The following is a 21,598-nucleotide window of genomic DNA, read 5'->3' on the forward strand; positions in this document are numbered from 1 at the left end:
ATGGCTTCAAGCATCTAAAGAGGTTTTTAAGTAGATCTATCTAATATTTCTCGAATTCGGTGCAGAAATTCATGCACATCCACAGGTTTTTGGATAAAATCTGAATATCCTTTTTCAATGAATTTTGATCTGTTCATTGCTCCGGAAAATCCAGAAACTACGATAACCGGAATGTTCCGATCAGTTGCAAGAATTTCAGCACCTAATTGTTCGCCTGTCATTCCCGGCATTGTCAGATCGGTGATAACCAGGTGGTAGCGATCCGGGGCTTCAAAAAAATTCCTTAGAGCGTCGTGGCTGTTATCGTAGGCTTCTACGGTATAACCAAAAGTTTCAAGAAGGTCCCGATGCATATGGAGTACATCTTCTTCATCGTCAATGAGCAGAATTGTTTCATTGCCGCCTTTCAGATCAGTATGGGTTGTGTTAAGGGGGAGCGATACAGGTGTATCGGTATCTGTAAATACCGGAAAGTATATATTGAAAGTGGTACCTTGGCCCGGTTCACTATAGACTCGGATGAATCCACCGCATCCGTTGACAATTCCATGAACTACCGCAAGTCCCAGGCCGGTACCTCTGCCGGCTTCTTTCGTAGTGAAGTATGGTTCGAATATCTTGGCGAGTGTCTGCTTATCCATGCCGGTACCGGTGTCACTGATCTCAAGGTGTAGATATTGTCCAGAGGGAAATTCAGAATCAGGTGTGGCGTCATCAGCGATAAATTGAAAATCCCTCATAGTAACCGAAAGAGTACCACCTGTATCCTGCATGGCATGGTAAGCATTGGTGCAGAGATTCATAATCACCTGATGAATCTCTGTCGAATCGGCGACTACCAAGGTGTTTGTCTGGATATCCTGGACAATCTCTATTGAAGACGGGATAGATGATCGTAGTAGTTTTAGTGCTTCAGAAACAATCAGGCTGATTTGCAGCGGGTGTTTTTCTGATTCTGTTCTCCGGCTGATCGCCAGGATTTGGGAGACAAGATCTTTTGCCCGCTTTGAGGCTTTTTCAACTTCAGTGAGGTAATTGTGTATCTTTTGATTTCCTTCTGATAGCAGAAGAGCCAATTGTGTGTAGCCGGTAAGAGCCGAGAGGATGTTGTTGAAATCATGGGCGATTCCACCGGCAAGAGTGCCAATTACTTCCATTTTCTGCGCTTGGCGCAGTTTTGCTTCGGTTTGTTGTTGTTTCGTGATATCTGTGAGTGACCCTTCAAGGTAGAGGCAATTCCCTGATTCATCGTGCAGTTCGTGTATATTATGAAGTACCGTAATAATAGATCCATCTTTGCAGTACATCTGTCTTTCGTGGTTTACCACCTTCCGCCCTGCCGCAAGCTCTGCCAGCAGTTGATCCCGCTCTTCAGGGTGAACATACAGCTGGTTTCGTATATCGGTGTAGTATGCAATTGTCTCTTCGGGCGTTTCGAATCCAAGCATTCGGGCAAGAGACGGGTTTACCTTAAGGAATTGACCTTCACGGGTTGTCTGGAATAAACCTTCTGTTGCATTCTCGAATATACTTCGAAAGTTTTTTTCAGAATGAAACAACTTCTTTTCGGCTACTTTTCTCCTGTAGATATTTACGATTAAAAATATAATTATTACGAGCAAAGAGACAATTGCCACCGCACTGCCTAAAAGCACTTGCTTATGTTTCTGATAAAACGATACCGGAAAGTTTAAAATCAGACTGTCTATAGGTAAAGAAGTAGGGTTAATGTTATTAGAAATCAGAATGTTGTAGTCAAAAATGTGTACATTGGGGCTGTGGTACAGGCGTTGGAGATTGGCTGAGGGACCATCTTGAATCAAGCGGATAACAATATCGCCAGCTGCTTTTCCCTGGCTATAACCATTAGTAACCATCCCACCGACCAGTCCATGACCAAAATAAAAATCCCATAGACCATATATCGGAACCGGACTTTTATCATATACTTTAGAAAACACCTCATAATACTCATACGTTTGTCCGTATTTATCGCTTAGAAACAATGAGAAGAGTATTAAGCTTTTAGGAGGTATAGCTGACACCTGCTCAAGGAGATAAGGCAGAGATACGTCATCGAGTACTATAAACTCCAACATGTGTTTATATTTATCAACTACCCTGTCTATTTCTTTGCGAACTTTTCGGCCGGTAACAGTTATGTCGTTGATGATGTAAATGCGTGTTGTGTCCGGGTGAATTTTCAGCAGGGTTGTAACATTTGTCTCAACGTCAGCTTCCTCAGTGACACCAAAGAAATTTGGATATCCCTCTAATTCGTGTTCATTGAGATAATTCGCACCACAAAAAGATACAATTGCCCCCGGGAATAGGCTTTTGCCGTATTTCTTAAGAAATATTAGGGCAGTATCGTCAGATGAGATGACATAATCAATCGGAATATATTTGTATTTATCGCTTAAGGTTCGAAAGATCATATCGTAACGATCTTCGGAATAATATCTCTTCATATCCATGTATTCGACATGAATATCAACATTGGCACCCATTGGAGTTAACGATGAGAGTATGCCGGAATTAACTTCATCGGTCCATTTGTATCCGACATGGTAGGAATGAAGAACGAGAATGTTTGCTCTCTGGTTCTTTGCAGAGCACGGAGTATGAAGTCCAACAAAGCAGACACAAAGGATAGATACTGTCAAAAGTATGTGGCTGGCAGAAGACACCTTGCGCTCTGAAAAAAGCATTTTTATGGTATTCCTATTGAAGATAATAATGCTCTGCGAAGTGATTTTTCGGGGCAAATTATTCAGAACATTGTCATACACTGTTCATTTTATCTAATCCTGAAAGACAAAACAAATCCGAGATTCAGTGTTGTTCAGTCAATGTGGTGTGAGGATCGGATACGACAATATTTTATTGAACAATTATAGGTTGATACTTGTAAGCGGTTGGTCGAAGTTACTGTTGATGTGGTGGAGGAATTTATGAAAGTGGAATTGGTTACCTAATAGTATTGTAACAGGAAAACGTTCTACTCATATGTCCTGAAAATGAATTATTACCCTTCAATATGCTGACATGTTTATCAAATAGGATCGATAGTTTTGGGCGAATTGAATTGTTAACTCAGGATGACGTATAATGAGAGATGTTAGGGAACTGGTCAAGTCTTTCATTCTCTCTTTGAGATAGTTACCTGTACGTTTATTGAAAAATGAACATGCCATGGCTATAAGACCTGCCGCGTAAACGAGTGATTTGCTTCCAGAGTAATTGGAGGAAGGTAACTCTCTTGAAAGGAACTTTCTCTGTTTTGAGACCATTATGTGTATAAAGAAATGTCATCTCCAGGTAACAATACTCTGCGCCATAACACTCTTTGTTGTGCTTTTATCAGAAGTGTATAGTAAGCCGATCTTGATACGTTTTTCTCATGTCGTGGGGGAAAATACCCCGAAAGGGAAAGGGGCCACGATGTTTCGCGAACTGGTTGAACAGCGACTGGCCGGCAAGGTAAACGTCGAAATTTACCCTGGTTCACAAAAATATACTGATGAGCAGGCGATACTGGGGATCCTGTTCGGTGATGTTGAATTGGCGGCACCGAGTTTCCCAAAATTTAGAAAATTCAGTACTGCGCTCCAGATTTTTGATTTACCCTTTCTTTTTGAAAACCTCAATCATATCCACAGATTTCAACAGAGTGATGTTGGCCGGCAATTGCTTGCAGTAATGGAAAAAAGGGGAATTAAAGGATTGCGTTACTGGGACAACGGGTTTCGAGTGATGTCTGCCAATAAACCTTTATCTAAGCCATCTGATTTGAGAGGCCTCAAATTCCGAATTGAGCCATCCTACGTTTTCCAACGGCAATATGAACGCCTTGGAGCGATTGCTACTCCGATGCCATTTAAGCATCTTCCTGATGCGCTCAGAGGTGGTGTTGTCGATGGCTATGAGAATGCCTGGTCAAATATACTTTCACTTAAACTGCATCTTCTACGTCCGTATTTCACAGAGGTAGGGCATAGTTATCTGGGGTATATGGTTGTTACAAACCATGCCTTTTGGCAAAATTTACCCGAGGATGTGCGTAGCGAACTGAATGTGATTCTCGATGAAGTGACCCAAGAGGTTAATCGGCTGGCAAAAGAAAAAGAGGAAACCGACAAAAAAACAATTATGGCGGTCGAAAACGTGCAGGTTCTGCATCTATCCGGGGAGGAAAAGAAAGCATGGGAAGATGTAATGATACCAATTTGGCAGGAGTTTGAATCAGTTATAGGTGTAGAAATTATGAAAGCTGCAATTAACTCCAGGAATCCAATAGAATAAATGTATGACTTCAGGTAGGAATACGATTGAAGGTCATCTCAAAACATATACCGGAGCACTCAATTGGCAGCCGTTTTGGCGCTTTTGCCAATCTTAGGGTTAATCGTGACGATCAGTATTCCCAGCATGGTAAGCAGTCCACCAACTATCAGTTTCCAGCCAAGTTCATCACCTAAAAAGATCACACCGAAAACTGAAGCCAGTATCGGAGCCAGTAATAGTAATGGTGTCACAACCGATACCTGGTATCTTCCGACAAGATAATAGACTGTTCCGTGTCCGATAATTGAAGCACCGACAGCAGAGTAGAGGGGCGACCACAGATCGAGCCATTGAATCTCTGTTAGTATCTCAGAGTGACCGGATTCAAAAAGATATGATAAGAGTAGAAGTGATGGAGTGGCGATGAGTGCAATCCATGCCTGGAGTCTGAAAACACCAAGATCCGGGCATTGGCGCATTAGTATGGTGGCAACAGACATCGCAAAAGCGGCGCCGGTAACCCACAAAATTGCATCAAGGTGATTAAATACTATCGGGTCAAAGCCAATCAGCATTACTCCGGATAAAGCTATAACAATTGCCAGTATTCGCAGAAATGAAATGCGTTCACGTAAAAAGAGTGTTGCCAATATCGCGGAAAAGGGCACGTACAGCTGTGTAGTGATGGCAACTGATGCGATATTTCCACCAGCATGAAGACCCATAAACATCATACTGAAATGAACTACACCGAGCAGAAACGATACCTGAAGCAGCGCAAACATTGAACCTTTGGCAGGCCTTAGCCAGGGAAACATCAGCAGCAGCAAAAAGAGGAATCGGATTGCAGTAAAGAACAGCGGTTGAAATTTTTCTGCTCCGATTTTGCCTGCAATAAAATTGAATCCCCAGGCAAAATTTACAAGTAATGTCAGTAACAGATCAGGAAAGCTCATCATAATGGGTTAGCATTTTCCAGGTTGTATGTTTTGAACTGCATGAATGCTCATTGTTGTGGCTGGAACCTGTGTGAATACGATGGTATTTACAAAAGCGACATAAGGTTTGTGTGTTTGTGTGTTTTTACGCACAAACTCGTTGTTTGTTGAAAATGGTTTAAATACTCATCATGTGTTTACTGGCAAACTACGGGATGATATCCGGTAGAACCACAATAATCAAAAGGTTGATGATTGCCAGTAGGTGCACGGGTAATACCTTTTCAAACAAAGGATAACCACATCTTTTTTGCAATAAGAATCCGATCCGGGTGTTATCACGTGGTTGCGTTAATTCAGTATGCTTGATGATATGATATTTTGAGCATTGTTCTTATCGAAATGACGAAGGGTTGAGGTAGATACGCGCAGACTTCGAGAGGGCATTCTCTGCCAGCCTCATGGATGAAATGTGAAAAAAAACATTTCAATTCTAGTAATTATCCTCAAAATATCGGTGGGTTAACCTTTTGGTAATGTCAAAGTTTAAAGAGTTCTTCATTGGTGTGTGAACTGGTGTCCTGACTAAAAAAAGGTGCACAGGTGGGCGGGGCATGGTACTGAATATACAGGATGTCTTCAAGTCGTCTCTATCGTAACTGAAGTACCAATCATCAAAGACTAATTGCTTTTCCAAACTGTAAGGGAGAACTATGAAAATTTTTGTGAATTGTAGAATTTCCGTTTTAACACTGGGATTGGTTTTGACTTTTATGCTGTTATCGTCATGTGCTAAGAATAAAATTGTTTCGTCCTGGTCTGCGCCCGAGATGAAAACAGCAGATATTAAGACGATCCTTGTTATTGGGGTCGCACATAATGCAACATATCGCAGACTTTTTGAGAACGCTTTTGTTCAGGATCTTAAGCGGGAGGGAACTGCAGCGATACCAAGTTACAATCTTAAGATTTTGGAAGGCATGCCAACTCCCGAAACAGTAATTCAGGTTGTGAAGGAAACTGGTGCAGATGCTGTATTACTGACCAGGATGAACAGTCGAAGTGAAAAGACGTACACCCGGGAAGCTGTTGGTCGAACAGATATGGCACTCGATCGTGCCCCGTATGAACCTGTCTTTATGCTGCCTGATCAGACAACTACAACGTCAATCACAATCAGGGTTGTTCTGGAATCAAAGCTCTATGAAACGGCTTCAAAAAATCTTATATGGTCAGCGACTTCAGAATTAAAAGATCCGGTAATGACCAAAAAGTATGTGGAGAAGGCGACAGTCCTTTTGGTAGAAGATCTAAAGAAGGCCAATATCCTTTAGAGGCTATATTGAGAGTCTCCTGGGGGACATAGAGCTATTCTCGTTCAGTCCCCCCCCCACTAGGGGGCGTTCGCTTTGAATTCGTAACCTGGAGCGTGTTCCTTTAATAGGTGGGAACTATCCAAAGCGGATTGGTGATTCACGGTAATCCTTATATGCTTGAGGGAAATATCATGTTGCTTAAAAATTTCACGAAAGAGATATTCAGGCCCGATTGCAATCCCCAATTTCAATCACTCCATTGTTTTGCGCACCTGAGCGAAGATATAGGTGAAGTCCTCCCATATCTCAATACCAGACTCGGTGGAACGCAGTACACGGAAGAACCACCCTCACTCATGTTGCAGGTTCAGGGGCAACTCATTGCTTTGCATCCGAAAAAGATTGCTATCAATGCCTTGAAGAGTGAAGAAGACGCAGACAAGATACTAGCATGGTTAAAAAACGAAATTAATGAGACTTGGGAAAACCGTAATTCCATTATTCCGAGTTTCAAAGCAGCAGAAAAACCGAAACTGATAGAAGTGTTAAAACTCCTGCCAAAATCTAACTGTAAAAAATGCAATCAGGCTACCTGCACAGTTTTCGCATCACTTGTGATGCAAGGAGTAAAATCGGCTGAGGATTGCCCTGAACTTACTGAAGTCAATAGAAGAAAATTGCATGAGTATCTGGGGAACTTCGTGTTTTTGGATTGAAATGATATGCTGTCAATGAATGTGGATTGATAGTGTGTTATTACTCAATTGCTCAGTTACAGAATTTAAAGTACAAGGGGAGGTTAACATTACGCCTCTTGCGCTTTCCCTCATGAATGGTTGCTTATCTCAAGCTGCTTTCGGATCAAACTCCATTTCTGATCGCACACGCGGGACCGCTCTCTGGCGATATGTTTGTAATTGTTACTACTATACGTATTTCTGAATTCCCTGGTTAGAAATTCCGGTTGCTTCCCTCCATTGATCCAAGAAAATTATTCCTGAGCTCTTTGAGATATAGTCCGGCAACGGTGCTTCACGATCAGGAAAATGTTTGCTGTATCTGTTTAATATGATTATGTATTGACAGGATTGGTGGATGGATTGCGGTGGTAGGTCTGAGGAAAAAATGACAGTCTATTACTGTCTGAAATATTGATGTTGAAAGGGTGGATGGGCCTGTTCTTCCACAATACAATCAGCTCCCAATTGTACGTTTGCCAATGGCAAAAGGAAATACCATATGCTCGTTTCTGAGTTAGCAGAATTAAAGCGACAATCAAAATTAGTATCAGTTGAAAGAAACTGTCATGATGAAGAACTTACCGGAATTATTTGCCATGTAGATGATACTGTAATTGCAATGCATCTCTACGATGATAACGGTGATTATGAAGGATTTACTGTTTTCGAAACAGAGCAGGTGACTGAGGTGTATTGGGGTAACAGGGAGCACCGGGCTATTCATTATCTAGCCTCTTACAATCTGCCCGTAGAAACACCAACTTTTCAGAGTGAGACATTTCAAGACATCATCTTAGAGTTGAATTCTACCTGTACGAGTGTGTGTTTACATACCGGTGACAGCGAGAATCGATTTGATATCGTAAAAATACTCAAATCTGATGATGACTGGTTTAAGGTTCAATCTTTCGCTATAAAAAAATCATTGTCCCCCCTTATTAAACTTGTTTTGCGGGAGAATATATCAAGGATTGTCGTTAACTCACCATATCAGATTAAAATTGTCGAGTTGCATTCTGTTCGAATGTAAACAATCCAGGGCAGGTATGGAGGTTGGCGGGGAGTATTCATAAATGGTGTATGATTGCTGTGACCCCTGGTACAACTTTTAAAGCATTTTCAGAATGGGTAGACCAGTTCCAGCTAAACAATTACAGAATAAGCGGCCGAATGGTTCAAGCCGTTTCAAGGTTCCACGTTTCGGCTCGAAGAAGAGCCGTGGCCGGAAGAAAAAGAATGATCCAGGTAAACGACTGTTACGGGATTTGTCGCTGATTTGCGTGGAGAGTCTCGGCCTGATGGTAAGCTGTCTTGCTATAATAATTGTTTTTCTAGGTCATTTTGGCAATCGTTTTTCCGGCACTGATGTTTTTAACAGCCTTTTGCCCTTTGCCGGTGGAATCCTCGGGCTGATTATCCTGTCCACACTATTTATGAGTGGTTGGAAGCGACTCCGGAGGTGGTTGCGCAGTGTCTCGCCGTGGCTGCCTTCAGCAATTGTACTTGGTATGACGCTTGTTGCAGGTACCCTCATTCCGCAAAGAGTGTTTACCCAGGCTTTCGGCTATTACCGCACTCTGGTTGGTGGCAAAGAGGAGGCCGGGCGTGTCACTCTTGTGCATCAGGTATATGCTACCTATCGTCGACAGGACACCGTGCAACTGGGTTTCTTGTTACGTCGGGCAGAACCATTTACAGAAGACATAGAAGACGCAGCAGCAGAGTACAATATAGATATCGACCTGCTCAAAGGGCTTGCTGCGACAGAATCGTCGTATCTGCCGCGGAAAAGTAAAGACGGTGGACATGGACTTTTTCAGATAACCCGGGTTCCGGCAACTGTCACGCAGAGTGTTGATCGGCTATTTCAGGCTGATAGTCGGGATATGAACAATCCGCGATATAATGCCTTTACCGGTGCGGCCACTCTGCGTTATTACCTTTCAGAGATGAACAACGATCTCTTTCTTGGTCTTCTCGCATATAATATGGGGCCAGCCAACGGTGGTCTTCGCTTTATCATGGAGCAATATGGAGCTACTGATTTTATTACTATTCAGCCTTATCTGATGAAGCTTCCCCGTGATTACCCTATCCGTGTACTCTCCTACGCACTTGCTTTCCGAATCCATCAGAAAGAAGGGAAACTACTGGCCTACGAGGAAGACGACAACGCCTTGCTTATTCAATCCTTTGGTATGCCCGGCCTATAAATCAGTTTCCCGTTTCTATAGTATAGTTCAGATCTCCACCACTGCCTGAGTCTGAAGATTCTGTAACGAATTCCCACCGTTTGTTGATGGTGTATTGCAGTCGTAACGTTGAGACTGGATCAAACACTCCTAATCCGTAACTAATGTATAATTGTGGTGAAAGGTACTTACCTATAACAAATGAAGCATTTTCCGCATTGTTCTCTGCTCCCGCTTCGGTTGAAGCAATCCCAAACTGATCAAACCCAAGCTTGCTGTTGATCTTAGCCGCCACATTACTCCCACCCTTTAAGCCCAGGGCAAGAGCTGCCCGGCTGAGGGCTGATCCTTCCTCATTGCTGGAAGATCCGCTCATAGGGCGCCCAAGTACAAGATATGAGAGTTGATTACCCTGTGTCATGGAAGGGTCAGAAAATAATGTGAAATCAGGTTGTTTGATGTTTCCTCTTACCTGAACACCAACGGTAATACCACTTGCAGGTCGACGAACAGCCCGCACATCAAGACCGGGCTGGCTGATAGGACCACCGGCAAACAGAATTCGTCCTTTTTCAATGACTAATCCCTGACCATATGCCCTGTATTCACCATCGAGAACCATCAGTTCTCCGCTGCCAGTGGTTGGCTCCCCGGGTTTCTCAACAGCAAGAATGTTACCCTTAATACGGGCATTGAGTCCGAATCCGTCAAAACTCACAGTCTCTCCAAGAATTACACGCACGCGGGCGTAGATATCTCTGCTGGTATTTTTATCAGCATTACCTGGTTCTTCAGAGCCTGCGATCACCTGATCGTCCGAAGTTTTTATAGCTGATTCCGGTAGTGTCTTGAGCTTGATCTGTGCATGGGGAATAACCACCTGACCTTCTACATTGATCTGGTTTTCACGAATGGCGATAGTCAGGTCAGGTGAAGTATCCACCTCTGCCTGCTGGGTATTGATTATTCGGAAAGTATCACCTTTTATAGTGATATCAGCTACGGGAGCATCGCCTTTCAAATCTGCTGTTCCGGTAATATTCAGTTCACCGCCTTCTGAGAGCGCATGGGCAGTAAGCTTGAGTCCACCATCGCCTTCACCGGTAACTTCGAGCCTAACTTCACTGAGGTTGAGGCCGGGACGTTCAAGTTGTGCAGCACCGTCGACCAGAGCCAACTTTCCCCTTAATACTGGTGAACCGGGGCTTCCAGAGAGCGTCATATCTCCATTGAGGCGACCGGCCAGCTGCTGAACATCAGGAATAAGATCTGCGATAAAGTCGAGGTCTTCGATATCGACCTTAACCTGCCCAGTCAATTGGCGTTCAGTCAGTGGGCGCTGGTCTGGAGCAATGGTGGCCTGCATGGCGATTCCATCGGTCTCCGATAAGGGTAATTTAATGCCTGCCCGAATGCCATCATCCTGCATATTCAGATTGATTTCACCTGGTAGAAATGTGAGTATCAGTTTCTCGTTCAGTTCCTCTTCATTTGGATCATAAGTCAGCAGACGAATTGTGCTTGTTTGGAAATCAATAGCTGCAGATGGCTCCTGGTTTCCCGATTTATGAAATGAACCTTTACCACTGATATTTCCCTGCACATCAATATCGGCAGGAAGAAAGGGAGCGAGATAGTTGAAAGGCAGCTCTGTCAGTGTAAAGTCGGCCTTGAGTTCTTCTGTTGATTGACTGCCATTCAGACACAATACAGCTTCGCTGGATTGCAGACAACTTTGGGAAAGCTGTGCTTGTCCAGACGAAATACGTCCTGTGGCAGGCATTTGCAAGGCCCAGCCTTCGAGAGCTGGATATTTAAGTTGAAGCGTATTCAGGGTGAAGTCCCAGGCCATGTCCTCTTGCCAGGGATTAAGTAATTCGCCTTGAAGAGCAATGTCAGCTTGCCCTTCGCTGGTATCAGCAGTCAGCGTGAACGAATGTCTGCCCGGATCCCCCAGGCCGTTTAAGGAAATCTTGTGGAGTTCTACGCCTGCTGCATTACCGTTCTCTATGAGAAGGATAACTTTCGACTGTTTTTCTCCAGTTAAATCGACATCGGCATCAAGATTAAGGGATTTCAGGTTATAGCCCGGATATGCCAAATTCTCAGCATTCAAACCGGCAATGAACTGCGGGCGCTGCATAGAGCCGGTCACAATGCCTTTACCATCTATCCGTCCTTCTGCTTCTGGCAGTAATGTGCCTAAATCTTTGCTATGTACCTGCCAATTGACATCGAGTGTATCACTGATTGTGCCATCAGCTGTGAGTTGTGTCGAACCGGAGGACAGTGCAAGTTGCTCCAGCACAGTGAGCTCTTCCGTATATGTTCCTTTTGCGTCCAGTGACAGTTCATAACCGCGAAGTTGCCCTTGTGCCTGTAGTTGCTGCAATTGCAGATGTGGCTTCTCGTTGTCTATGCCGCCTTGTGCCTGCAATTTTACTGTTAATTTGCCGGGCCAGTCCTGTATCAGTACTCCTGGGTTCAACCCTTGTCCGGCTAAATCAACACTCCCTTTCAGCTCAGGTTTCCAGCGAACATCAGCCTTGCCATTGATTGTACCTTCAAGTGCACTGATAGCTATTCGTGATAATGTAAGATCTTCTTCACTGCCATGGCCCTGTATCAGCAGCTGGGCATCTGTCTGCTCGGGCACAACCACTCCCGCCTGCAGATCGAGGATATAGTCGTTAATTTTCCCTGTAACAGAGACATGTCCTTTAGGGCTTTTTACTTCGGGTTGCGTCAGGGGCCATTGCAGCTCATGCCAGTTGAGGGAAATGGCAACACCTTCGTTCTCCCGTTGAGCCTTACCTGTGATATTGCCATTATCACCTACGGCTATATCCAGGCCGGCAATAAGATTTTCTATGGTTCCTGTGAGCTTTACCATGCCTGAAGGGCTGGTGATGAGAGGATTACCCGTGAGCGGCCATTGGAGCTTTAGCCAATCCATCTGAACATTCAATTTCGGCTCATCAGCAAGCTCGATTTTGCCGCTGGCCTTCAGCTGCGCAGGTTGTTCGGGAACTGTAATTGTCAGATCATCAATTGAAACTGTCTGGGGGGTATAGCCACCTGCCAGTGCAGCATTAAACCTGCCCAGCGCCTGATCTTCGGCCCAGCCGGTAAAGTGTAAAGCAATATCATCCGGCGCACCGCTCCCTTTAAGGGCAAGCTGTGCGGTTATGGCTGGTAGATCTGGATTCAGGCTCTGCAGGTTGAGTGGATGTATATTGACAGCAGCCTCAAATGAAAGATTGTTCAGAGGGTTCTTGAGGAGCACCTGAGCCTGCACATCATAGGGCTTTTCAATTGTTTGATTGATGCTAAGCTCCTGCAGACTGCCCGTTAATTGTGTAAGCCCGCTTACAGTTGGATACTGAGGTACAGGGACTTGCCAGCGTAATTCTCCAGTCAATGGATAGTCTTTTGCTGTTGTCAGGTTGGCCTTTCCCTCAAGAGAAATGACGGGTGATATGACGTTTAAAGAGAGTATGTCTATTTTTTGCTGACCTGCTGCAGCTGTTAGCTGTGCTGAATGAATAACAAATGGCTCAGCGTCCCTTTGGGAGCGAAATTCGAATTCATTAAGACTTACAAGGCCAAGTCTCACATTAAAAGGAAGCTTGATCTGTTCCGGAAGAGTAAAGGGTTGTTGTTCCTCTTCGGTTTTGGGCGTGGCTGTTTTAAGTTGAGTGAAGCGCAGACCTGTCACGATAAGACGGTCAATATCCAGAACACGTTTAAACAACCTCGAGGGCTGCCAGCCAAATTCGAATTTATCCAGTTCGAGGTCAAACGCTTCAGTCCTGACCTTGAGACCTGAAATATTCAGCGGCCCTGCAAGTCTTCCTGTGAGCAATTCTACTTTCACTGTATCAGGTAAAAACGGTTGAGCCTGTTGCCAGGCAAACTGCGTTCCACTTTGTGTGAAAACAATTAGAGAAACAGCAGCCAGCAGAGTTATGAGTAATGCTGCAATTACTGATACTGAGGCAAGGCCTACTTTGATGATTAACCGTTTCATAGATCGGCTCCAATGCTTATGTGAAGACGATACGAATCTTCACTGCTTTCAAGTGGAGTCGCCAGATCAACTCGGATCATTCCAACAGGTGAGCGGTAACGAAGACCAAGTCCGGCAGCGGTTTTAAGGCCGGGCATGAAATCTTCACTTGCGTTACCCGCATCGAAAAATGCCGCCATACCAAAATTTTTGTAGAACAGATAATCAGCCTCAATACTGAAAACGGCAAGATATTGACCACCTATCACATCGCCATCGCTGTTTTTTGGGCTTAGATCCTGATATCCGTAGCCTCGAACACTCTGGTCACCACCGGCAAAGAAGCGTTGAGAAGGTGGAAGATTGTCAAACTCGGATGATTGGATCACGCCGTACTCCCCGCGCACCAGCAATCGGCTCTGCGCAGACAAAGGCATCACCGCACGTGCATTCAGACTGGTGTGCAGGAACGTCGTTTCAGTCATAGGGCTCTCAAGCCCGCCATGTATATCAAGGGTTGCACTATACCCTTTACGAGGGAACAGCGGATCATCAAAATATTTGCGTGATAGCTGAATTCCGGGAGTCAAGAGATTTGAGGTTTGGGTGCCTTCGCCTATATCAAAATTTTCTCTTTCAAGACTCAGATAAAGCCTGCGGCGAAAGCCGTACCAGTCATCATTAATACTGGTTACAAGCTTGAATTGATCGGTATCGATATCGCCTTCCTGTTCACTTGATGCTGATGCGGTGAAAGCAAGGCTGTCTGTGGTAATCTTCTTTATGGGGATTTGATACTGACTACTGACGGTTTGTTCGATTTCTGAGGCACGAAGATCAAAACGCATCTTATGGCCAGAGCGGTTAATGCGTCGTAATTCGGCACCGGTTGTCACACGTGGCCCTGTATCGGTACCATACCCAAGGCCGAAGGTATATCGGCGTGGCTCTTTAGGTTCGGTTTTAACAATTACCGGGATCTCTGTACCGACGGCCTTTTCGCGATCAGCCATAATTTCTACTTCGCTGAAGTAATTGCTGTCCATGAGTGCAAGTTGAAAGTCAATGAGTTTGTTGGCTTCGAAATTATCTCCATGCTTGATATTGGCAAATTTTTCTACAAATTCAGGATGCAAAATGTCTTGTTCAACGGTGATTGTGCCATAAGTGAAACGCGGGCCCGAGTCTACAATCAATGTAATGTCAGCCTTGTGTTTAGACGGGTAGACCTTGATTTCACTGTGAGTGAATTTAGCATCAATAAAACCTGCGTTGTAGAGTGCATCTGAGAGTTTACTCTTGGTCTCTTCGTATTTACGATGATCAAGTTTCTGACCGGTTATAAGTTCAGTTGTGACGAGTGCATCGTTTACTGAAGGTTCATTGGCACCGTCACCGTTAACCTTGATCTCAATTCGGTCAAGCTCAGTAGCAGGTCCGGAGTCGATTTCGTAGGAGGCATACCAGGTGCCGCTGACATTTTCCAGTTTAGCATCTATATGGGGATCATAATACCCGAAGGGCTGCATCGCCTGACGAATTTCTTCCGGTGCGGCGCTGTGCAATCGCTTGATGGTTCTTTCTGATAACTCGGGCTTAGGTTCTTTTTCTCCGAGTCTGAAACTTTCCAGCAAACTGGTTTTCTGTTCGTTGGCTGCATTATTGATACTGAGAAAAACCTCAACGTTTTTAAGTACGGAGTTATGTATACCAGTAATTTCTACAGTGAGTTTTTCTTCCCCATTCGCCCAGACAGACGTTGAGCAATATAATATGCAGGAGATCGTGAGAATCAGTCTCCTGACTAATGAGTGACAATGACAAGCCATAAATATATATTTTAATGTAATACTTTAGAATTATGAGGTTTCAATATAGTTGTTTCGAGGTATCCCTAATTAACCTGAAACATATACCATATGGTATAACTATTATCTTTAGCGATATGTAGCCTGACGGTGTGGGGGAGTGATCTGTCATGTGGTTGAAACACTGTAAATATATTAATAAATACGAATTATCATCAAAAAAAATAATTGTGTAATTTTTTTGAGTAACTTCTTTGTTATATGAGAGGTCTGATTTCAGCAAATAGGTCAGCCCAAAATACCACTGATACAGATAAAGCTAATTTGATTCTTGGGTATTAAGCCCTGAATTTGATAAACTTCTGATATTCCTGAAGTGCCTTCAGGGGAGTGTGTGGCATTATAATGAGCGGGTGGGGGATAGCGGTTAATGAAGGAGCATATACATGATTGATATACGAGCAATACCTGCTGTCGTCAACCTTGTTATTCTATGTATAGTTAGCGCGGTCTCCGCCAAGGCAGAACTGACAGGTCTTGAATTGTCACGTCAAATTGCCCGAGATGCCACGAAGCCGACTGAGTCCTGGCCATTGCCTTCGGCAGGACCGGTTGCCCTTGATAATCAAACAATCGTATATATCGGTGAGGATTTGAGAAATGGGGGGATTCTCGGAGTAGGTGCAGGGGTACGTGAAGCTGCCAGGTCCATTGGTTGGAAGGTGTATTTTTTTGATATAGGAAGCAGAGACGAGTTTCGTGAGTCGGTCTTTAGTGAGGCATTTTCCAAGAGGCCGGATGGTATTATTCTCGGTGGTATGGATGGTGTAGCCAATGCAGTGTTTCTCAATCGTTTTGAAGAGGCGGGCATTCCAGTCGTCGGTTGGCATGTTGCGCCTTTTCCCGGACCGGTTGCGGGAACTCCTATCCAGGTGAACGTAACGACAGATTCTCTTGAGGTGGCAAGAACTGCTGCACATTATGTTATTGCCGATTCAGAAGGAGAAGCAAAAGTAATACTTTTCACCGACAGTCGTTTTGCCATCGCTTTGAAGAAATCGAGCACCATGCAAGAGATAATTGGTGCATGCGAAAAGTGCACTGTTCTTGAAACCCTGGATATTGAATTGGATGAGGTTGCACAACAGGTGCCGCAAGCAGTGGAAAAATTATTGAATAAATATGGTGAGCGTTGGCATTATTCTCTCGGGATAAATGATCTCTATTTTGACTATTTTGTTACTCCTCTTGTTATGAACGGTTATCAACCAGATGGTGCTCCATTGAGTATATCAGCAGGTGACGGAAGTCCGTCTGCTTTTTTGCGCATCCAAAACGACAGCTATCAGAAGGCGACGGTTCCCGAACCGCTATTGTTTCATGGCTGGCAACTCATTGATGAACTTAATCGGCTGCTACAGAAACATCCACCTAGCGGCTATATTAGTCCGCCCCATATTGTTACAAAAGACAATATCTGGCCCAAACACGATCACCTCAATCTATTTGATCCGGAAAATGGTTATCGAAACAGCTATCTCAGAAGCTGGGGAAAAGGATCTAAACAGTGATCAAGGAACGGTTGTATAGCATCCAGTCTAAGCTCTCACTGGTTTTTTTGATTGCGATCATCATTATTGGTTGTGGCGGTTTTTTGTCGTTTTATTCGTCGAATCAACTGCTTATGTCAACAAGGCTTTTTGTCGATACAACGTTGCCAAGGATTGAAACGGCTAATTCGCTACACCGGACTGCTCATGAGATACGAAATGAAACCAAAGATCTGACCCGTACAGGCAAGTGGGACGGGCTCAGACCTACCTTTGTCAAAATCGCGTCCCTTCTGGATCGTCTTGAAAAGTTGACTGCCAAAATTACCCAGCAAGACCCTGAAATTGATATACTGTCGCTAAATTTGATAAGCCAGGCTATTCGAAGTCAGGCGCAGCTGGTGTTTCAGTTGGAAGCGCAGCTTGTTAAGCTTAAAGAAACGTTGCAGGACAACAGGCAGCAGGTCCGGTTAGAACTTATACAGTTACCTACACTTGGTCATAATGAGCAGGAACTTTTTGCTCCGGCAAGACAAAAGCACGATCAGATGCATGAATATATAGGGGTGCTGCTCTCGCACCTTAATAGAATGGAAAATGTTGAAAATCTGGCTGACCTTGATGCATTGCAAAAATTGTATGAAGAAAATCGGGCTGGGTTTCAGAAAGTGGTGGAGCTGGCAGACCCACACAGCACAGAAGAAGATCCGAAGCATGAAACGAGCAGTACTCTGAAAAATATTGATCGGTTGTTTAATCTTCAACGCCAGTATTTTCGGATTAAAACTAATATCAGTGCATTTATCGATGAGTTGAATGAGCTCGTTAATCAGCTTACTTTGCAGACCAATACGTATGTGGAGAAGGTGTTTAATCAGTTTAGGGGAAATGCACTGAAAGTAATAAAAAGGGAAAAGCATAGTTTGTATCTGACATTCGGTTTATTGGTATTTTCGATTTTCTTTTTCTATATCCTCTACAGGCGTATTGTGATTGATGGATTCGGGAACAGGCTCAGTATTATCAGTCGGGCCATGGGAACAGATCCGGGAGAAGATGAGGGTGTAAATCTCCCGGTACAAGGGCGTGATGAGATAGCAAACATGGCGCGCGCTGCTGAGGAATTGCTTGATAAAGCACGAAAATTGAAAGAGCTCGCAACAATGGATAGTCTGACTCAGGTTTACAATCGTCGCTTTTTCTTTGACTTAGCTGCACAGGAAGTCAACAGGGTGAAGCGTAACACAACGCCTACTGTTCTTTTGATGCTGGATATCGACTACTTCAAATCGGTTAATGACAACTATGGTCATGCATTTGGGGATAAAGTCCTTTACGAAACGGCTCAGACCTGTCTGCATTGTGTTCGTTCAATTGATCTTTTTGCCCGTTATGGTGGCGAAGAGTTTGTTGTACTTATGCCGCAAACAAACCTTGAGAAAGGACGCATAGTCTCTGAGCGGATCAGAGCGGCAGTAGCAGGAATGGATATGCTGTCAGACGAAGGCGCCAGAGTTGAGATTACGATGAGTATTGGAATGGTTGAAACACAGTTAGCCGAGACGACTGTTGATCAGGCGCTAAAAGAAGCTGACAACGCGCTCTATAGAGCTAAACAACTGGGAAGAAATAGGGTTGAGGTGGGTGGAAAGATTGAAGTACAGGAGATAGACTGAATAGATTTGATTAGGTGAATCACAAATTACACCGCACATTGTTGAGGCCTTGAAGTTTGCTATGAAAGTGTATTAACCTAAGATCCATAAAATGTCGTATTTTTCTTATCCTATATCATGCTATATCGTATGAAAGGAGGATTGGTATGAACGAACAACAGATTAAGGAAATGGTTCTTGCTTTCCTGCAAAAGATAGCACCGGAAGCTGATCTCTCATCGTTGCAAATGGATGTCAGGTTTCGTGACCAGCTGGAATTTGATTCGATAGATTGTCTAAACCTTATTACAGCAATCTCGAAAGAACGTAAGATCACAATCCCGGAGATAGACTATCCGAAGCTTGGTACGCTGAACGGCTGTATCAATTATCTTAAGGAGAGAATTTAGAGCTCCAGTTCTACTAATCGAATACCCGGATCGTCAGCCACAGGCTTACTCGTAAACCCGAAAGCTCCGGCAAGCCTGAGCATTTGGGTATTGTCTGTCAGCACATCACCAAACAACCGGCGTATTCCGCGATTACGTGAGTAGTCGATAATTTTTCGCATCAGCATTGGACCAAGGCCGCTCCCTGTCATCTCACGGCGCAGCAGAATGGCAAATTCCGCCTCTTCATTATCCGGGTCTGCAGCAATGCGCACGCCGCCATAAAGTTCCGGCTGGTTTTCAGCGTTGCGCCCCTCAAGTACCAGAGCCATCTCACGATCATAATCAATCTGGGTAAGCCTTGCTGCCAGTTTGTGCGGTAAGCTGTTCATCGGGTGAAGAAAGCGCATGCGTATCTCTTCTGGAGAGAGTGTTGAAAATATTGCATGGAATCCGTTCTCATCCTCAGGGCGAATAGGGCGCAGCAATAACTCCCGTCCATCGGGAAGCGTCATGGACTCCTCAAGTTCTTTGGGATAGGGTCTGATAGAAAGACGATCGGCGGCGACTCCTTCGGCAGGAGCAATACGAATACGGGCATCGAGTGCTATTACGCCATTTTCGTCAGCAAGAAGCGGGTTGATATCCAACTCTTTGATTTCTGCAAAATCACATACCAGCTGTGAAATTTTAATGAGTGTTAAACCGATAGCTTCCAGATCGGCTGTTGGTGTATTTCGATATCCTTGCAGCAATTTGTAGATCCGGGTGCGAGCAATTACTTCATTGGCAAGATTCATGTTGAGCGGGGGCAGACACAGTGCCTTGTCGTGGATAACTTCAACAGCAGTTCCTCCATGTCCGAAAAGAATTACCGGCCCGAATTGGAAATCCTCAAAGGCACCGATTATCAACTCATGAGAATGTGGGCGCCTGATCATCGGCTGAACAGTAAAGCCCTCAATTTCCGATTCCGGTTGAAGCTTTTGAATCCGTTCAATCATTGTTGCAGCGGTGACCTTTACAACGCCCGGGTTCTCAAGGTTAAGTGCAACTCCGCCTATATCTGATTTGTGGGTTATAGTTTTAGAGAGAATTTTAATCGCCACCGCTCCTTCGATGCTAGCGGCCATTTCCGCAGCTTCATCAGGGGTTGTGGCTATATAGGTCTCTACAACAGGTACTGCATAGGCGGTAAGGACTTCCTTGGCTTCGTTCTCGGTTAACCACTCTCGCCCTTCACCTATGACCTTCGAAATCAAACCTTTCACACGCATAGTATCAGGGGTAAAACGCGTGGGTATATCAGGGACCGTTTCCATCAACATTTCCTGGCTATGCTGGTAGCGTACCATCTGCATAAAGCCGCGTATCGCATCGCCGGGAGTGGAGTAGCATGGAATACCATTTTTTCTGAACATACGGCGGGCTTCCCTGGCAGATCCATCCCCAAGCCAGCCTGCGAGAAGCATCGGGTGTCGATAGATGCTTTTATTAGCATGCACGGCTTCAATCACAGCCTGTGCAGCTTCGGTACAGGAAGCAATGGCGGTAGGGCAGTTCATCACAAGAATAGCATCAACACCTTTGTCTTCAAGCAGAATAGACATTGTCTGACCATAGCGATTGCCATCAGCATCACCAATTATATCGATAGGGTTGGTATGTGACCAGGTGGGGGGCAGAATCTGACTGAGTTTTTCTATCGTCTCATTGCTAAGCGTGGCTAACCTGCCGTCTTTCTCAATAAGGGTGTCGGTGGCTAGAACTCCTACACCGCCGCCGTTGGTTAATATGGCTAACCTGTCGCCCTTGATTGGTTTTGCCAAAGCCAGCGTTTCAACCGCATTAAAGAGTGCCTCCATATCCATGACTCTCAAAATACCGGCACGCCTGAATGCAGCATCATAAACGGCATCGACACCAGCGAGAGCGCCTGTGTGGGACGCGGCTGCCTGCGCACTTTCTGCAAAACGCCCGCTCTTTACAACAATAACAGGTTTCAGACGGGCTGCCGCTCTGGCAGCCGACATGAACTTTCTGGTATGCGTGATAGATTCGACATAAAGAAGGATTGCCTTCGTCGCCGGATCAGCAGCCAGGTAATCAAGCATGTCACCAAAATCCACATCAACCATATCACCAAGAGAGACGAAATGGCTGAATCCTATCTCACGTGAGGTTGCCCAGTCGAGCACAGAGGTGAGTACAGCACCTGATTGCGCGACAAAGGCCAGGGTGCCGGTAAGTGGAGGAACCTGGCCAAAGCTCGCGTTGAGACAGTGGCCGGGGGCCATGATGCCGAGACAGTTGGGGCCGGTTATACGCAGTAGATGTGGTCGAGCTGCTTCCTGCATCGCCTTTTTCCAGAGTTTCCCCTGTTGTTTGTTCTCTCCGCCAAAACCCGCTGTGATAATGACCGCTGCCCGTGTTCCGCCAGCACCCAGTTCACCTATCATTTCGGGAATGGTCGACGGCGGGGTGGCTATAACCGCAAGTTCCGGAGGATAGGGCAGACTCTTAATATCAGGGTAACAATGATAGTTTTCAATTGATGTGTATCTGGAATTCACGGGGAAGATGTCACCTGTAAAACCACATGACATGAGGTTTTTAGCCAGCACTGATCCGACGCTCTTCGGGGTTTGGCTGGCACCGATCAGGGCTACCGATTTTGGTTTGAACATTGCATCGAGATTACGGACCGTCATGGG

13 protein-coding genes are annotated in these 21,598 nt (G+C 44.8%); 8 read left to right on the top strand and 5 right to left on the bottom strand.

The genetic code is table 11. The annotated features are described in order from the left end of the window. Nucleotides 1-26: 26 nt before the first annotated feature. The gene (locus tag FCL46_RS04410) at nucleotides 27-2,711 is read right to left on the bottom strand and encodes a hybrid sensor histidine kinase/response regulator (protein WP_136805168.1); all 2,685 of its coding nucleotides are present in this window, start codon (nucleotides 2,709-2,711) and stop codon (nucleotides 27-29) included. A 583-nt stretch (nucleotides 2,712-3,294) separates the two neighbouring features. Between FCL46_RS04410 and FCL46_RS04415 the strand changes: the two genes are divergently transcribed. Beyond that, the gene (locus tag FCL46_RS04415; RefSeq protein ID WP_136805169.1) at nucleotides 3,295-4,305 is read left to right on the top strand and encodes a DctP family TRAP transporter solute-binding subunit; all 1,011 of its coding nucleotides are present in this window, start codon (nucleotides 3,295-3,297) and stop codon (nucleotides 4,303-4,305) included. A 59-nt stretch (nucleotides 4,306-4,364) separates the two neighbouring features. Here FCL46_RS04415 and FCL46_RS04420 read toward each other — a convergent pair whose 3' ends face one another. Further along, entirely contained in the window at nucleotides 4,365-5,246 is an 882-nt protein-coding gene (locus FCL46_RS04420) for a DMT family transporter (protein WP_217909561.1), read from the bottom strand. Between the two features lie 809 nt (nucleotides 5,247-6,055). On the opposite strand from FCL46_RS04420, the gene FCL46_RS04425 reads away from it, so the two are divergent. The 4 genes from FCL46_RS04425 to FCL46_RS04440 all read left to right on the top strand — a co-directional run bounded on the left by FCL46_RS04425 (nucleotide 6,056) and on the right by FCL46_RS04440 (nucleotide 9,494). Then, nucleotides 6,056-6,559, top strand: coding sequence for a hypothetical protein (locus tag FCL46_RS04425; RefSeq protein WP_176371587.1), 504 nt, complete (start codon nucleotides 6,056-6,058; stop codon nucleotides 6,557-6,559). Nucleotides 6,560-6,732: 173 nt separating this feature from the next. Further along, nucleotides 6,733-7,257: a (Fe-S)-binding protein gene (locus tag FCL46_RS04430; RefSeq protein WP_136805171.1), complete on the top strand. Its 525-nt coding sequence runs from the start codon at nucleotides 6,733-6,735 to the stop codon at nucleotides 7,255-7,257. Nucleotides 7,258-7,780: 523 nt separating this feature from the next. Further along, nucleotides 7,781-8,311, top strand: a complete 531-nt coding sequence (locus tag FCL46_RS04435; RefSeq protein WP_136805172.1) for a hypothetical protein — start codon at nucleotides 7,781-7,783, stop codon at nucleotides 8,309-8,311. Between the two features lie 94 nt (nucleotides 8,312-8,405). Next, entirely contained in the window at nucleotides 8,406-9,494 is a 1,089-nt protein-coding gene (locus FCL46_RS04440; RefSeq protein ID WP_136805173.1) for a lytic transglycosylase domain-containing protein, read from the top strand. A 1-nt stretch (nucleotide 9,495) separates the two neighbouring features. Here FCL46_RS04440 and FCL46_RS04445 read toward each other — a convergent pair whose 3' ends face one another. Next, nucleotides 9,496-13,503, bottom strand: coding sequence for a translocation/assembly module TamB domain-containing protein (locus tag FCL46_RS04445; protein WP_136805174.1), 4,008 nt, complete (start codon nucleotides 13,501-13,503; stop codon nucleotides 9,496-9,498). Continuing rightward, complete coding sequence (locus FCL46_RS04450; RefSeq protein ID WP_136805175.1) at nucleotides 13,500-15,311, bottom strand: autotransporter assembly complex protein TamA; 1,812 nt, start codon at nucleotides 15,309-15,311, stop codon at nucleotides 13,500-13,502. The genes FCL46_RS04445 and FCL46_RS04450 overlap by 4 nt, the downstream gene beginning before the upstream one ends. A gap of 425 nt (nucleotides 15,312-15,736) precedes the next feature. Here FCL46_RS04450 and FCL46_RS04455 point away from each other — a divergent pair, with 425 nt between their 5' ends. The 3 genes from FCL46_RS04455 (at nucleotide 15,737) to FCL46_RS04465 (ending at nucleotide 18,905) form a co-directional block, all read left to right on the top strand. Then, entirely contained in the window at nucleotides 15,737-16,861 is a 1,125-nt protein-coding gene (locus FCL46_RS04455) for a substrate-binding domain-containing protein (protein WP_136805176.1), read from the top strand. Further along, a complete protein-coding gene (locus FCL46_RS04460) occupies nucleotides 16,858-18,516 on the top strand; it encodes a diguanylate cyclase (RefSeq protein WP_136805177.1) in 1,659 nt (552 codons plus the stop codon). The genes FCL46_RS04455 and FCL46_RS04460 overlap by 4 nt, the downstream gene beginning before the upstream one ends. Nucleotides 18,517-18,662: 146 nt before the next feature. Continuing rightward, nucleotides 18,663-18,905: an acyl carrier protein gene (locus tag FCL46_RS04465; RefSeq protein WP_136805178.1), complete on the top strand. Its 243-nt coding sequence runs from the start codon at nucleotides 18,663-18,665 to the stop codon at nucleotides 18,903-18,905. Here FCL46_RS04465 and FCL46_RS04470 read toward each other — a convergent pair. After that, the gene (locus FCL46_RS04470) at nucleotides 18,902-21,595 is read right to left on the bottom strand and encodes a bifunctional acetate--CoA ligase family protein/GNAT family N-acetyltransferase (RefSeq protein ID WP_136805179.1); all 2,694 of its coding nucleotides are present in this window, start codon (nucleotides 21,593-21,595) and stop codon (nucleotides 18,902-18,904) included. The two genes, FCL46_RS04465 and FCL46_RS04470, sit on opposite strands and share 4 nt — an antisense overlap. Nucleotides 21,596-21,598 lie beyond the last annotated feature (3 nt).

The organism is Desulfosediminicola flagellatus, assembly GCF_005116655.2.
GTDB classification, from domain to species: domain Bacteria; phylum Desulfobacterota; class Desulfobulbia; order Desulfobulbales; family Desulfocapsaceae; genus Desulfopila; species Desulfopila flagellata.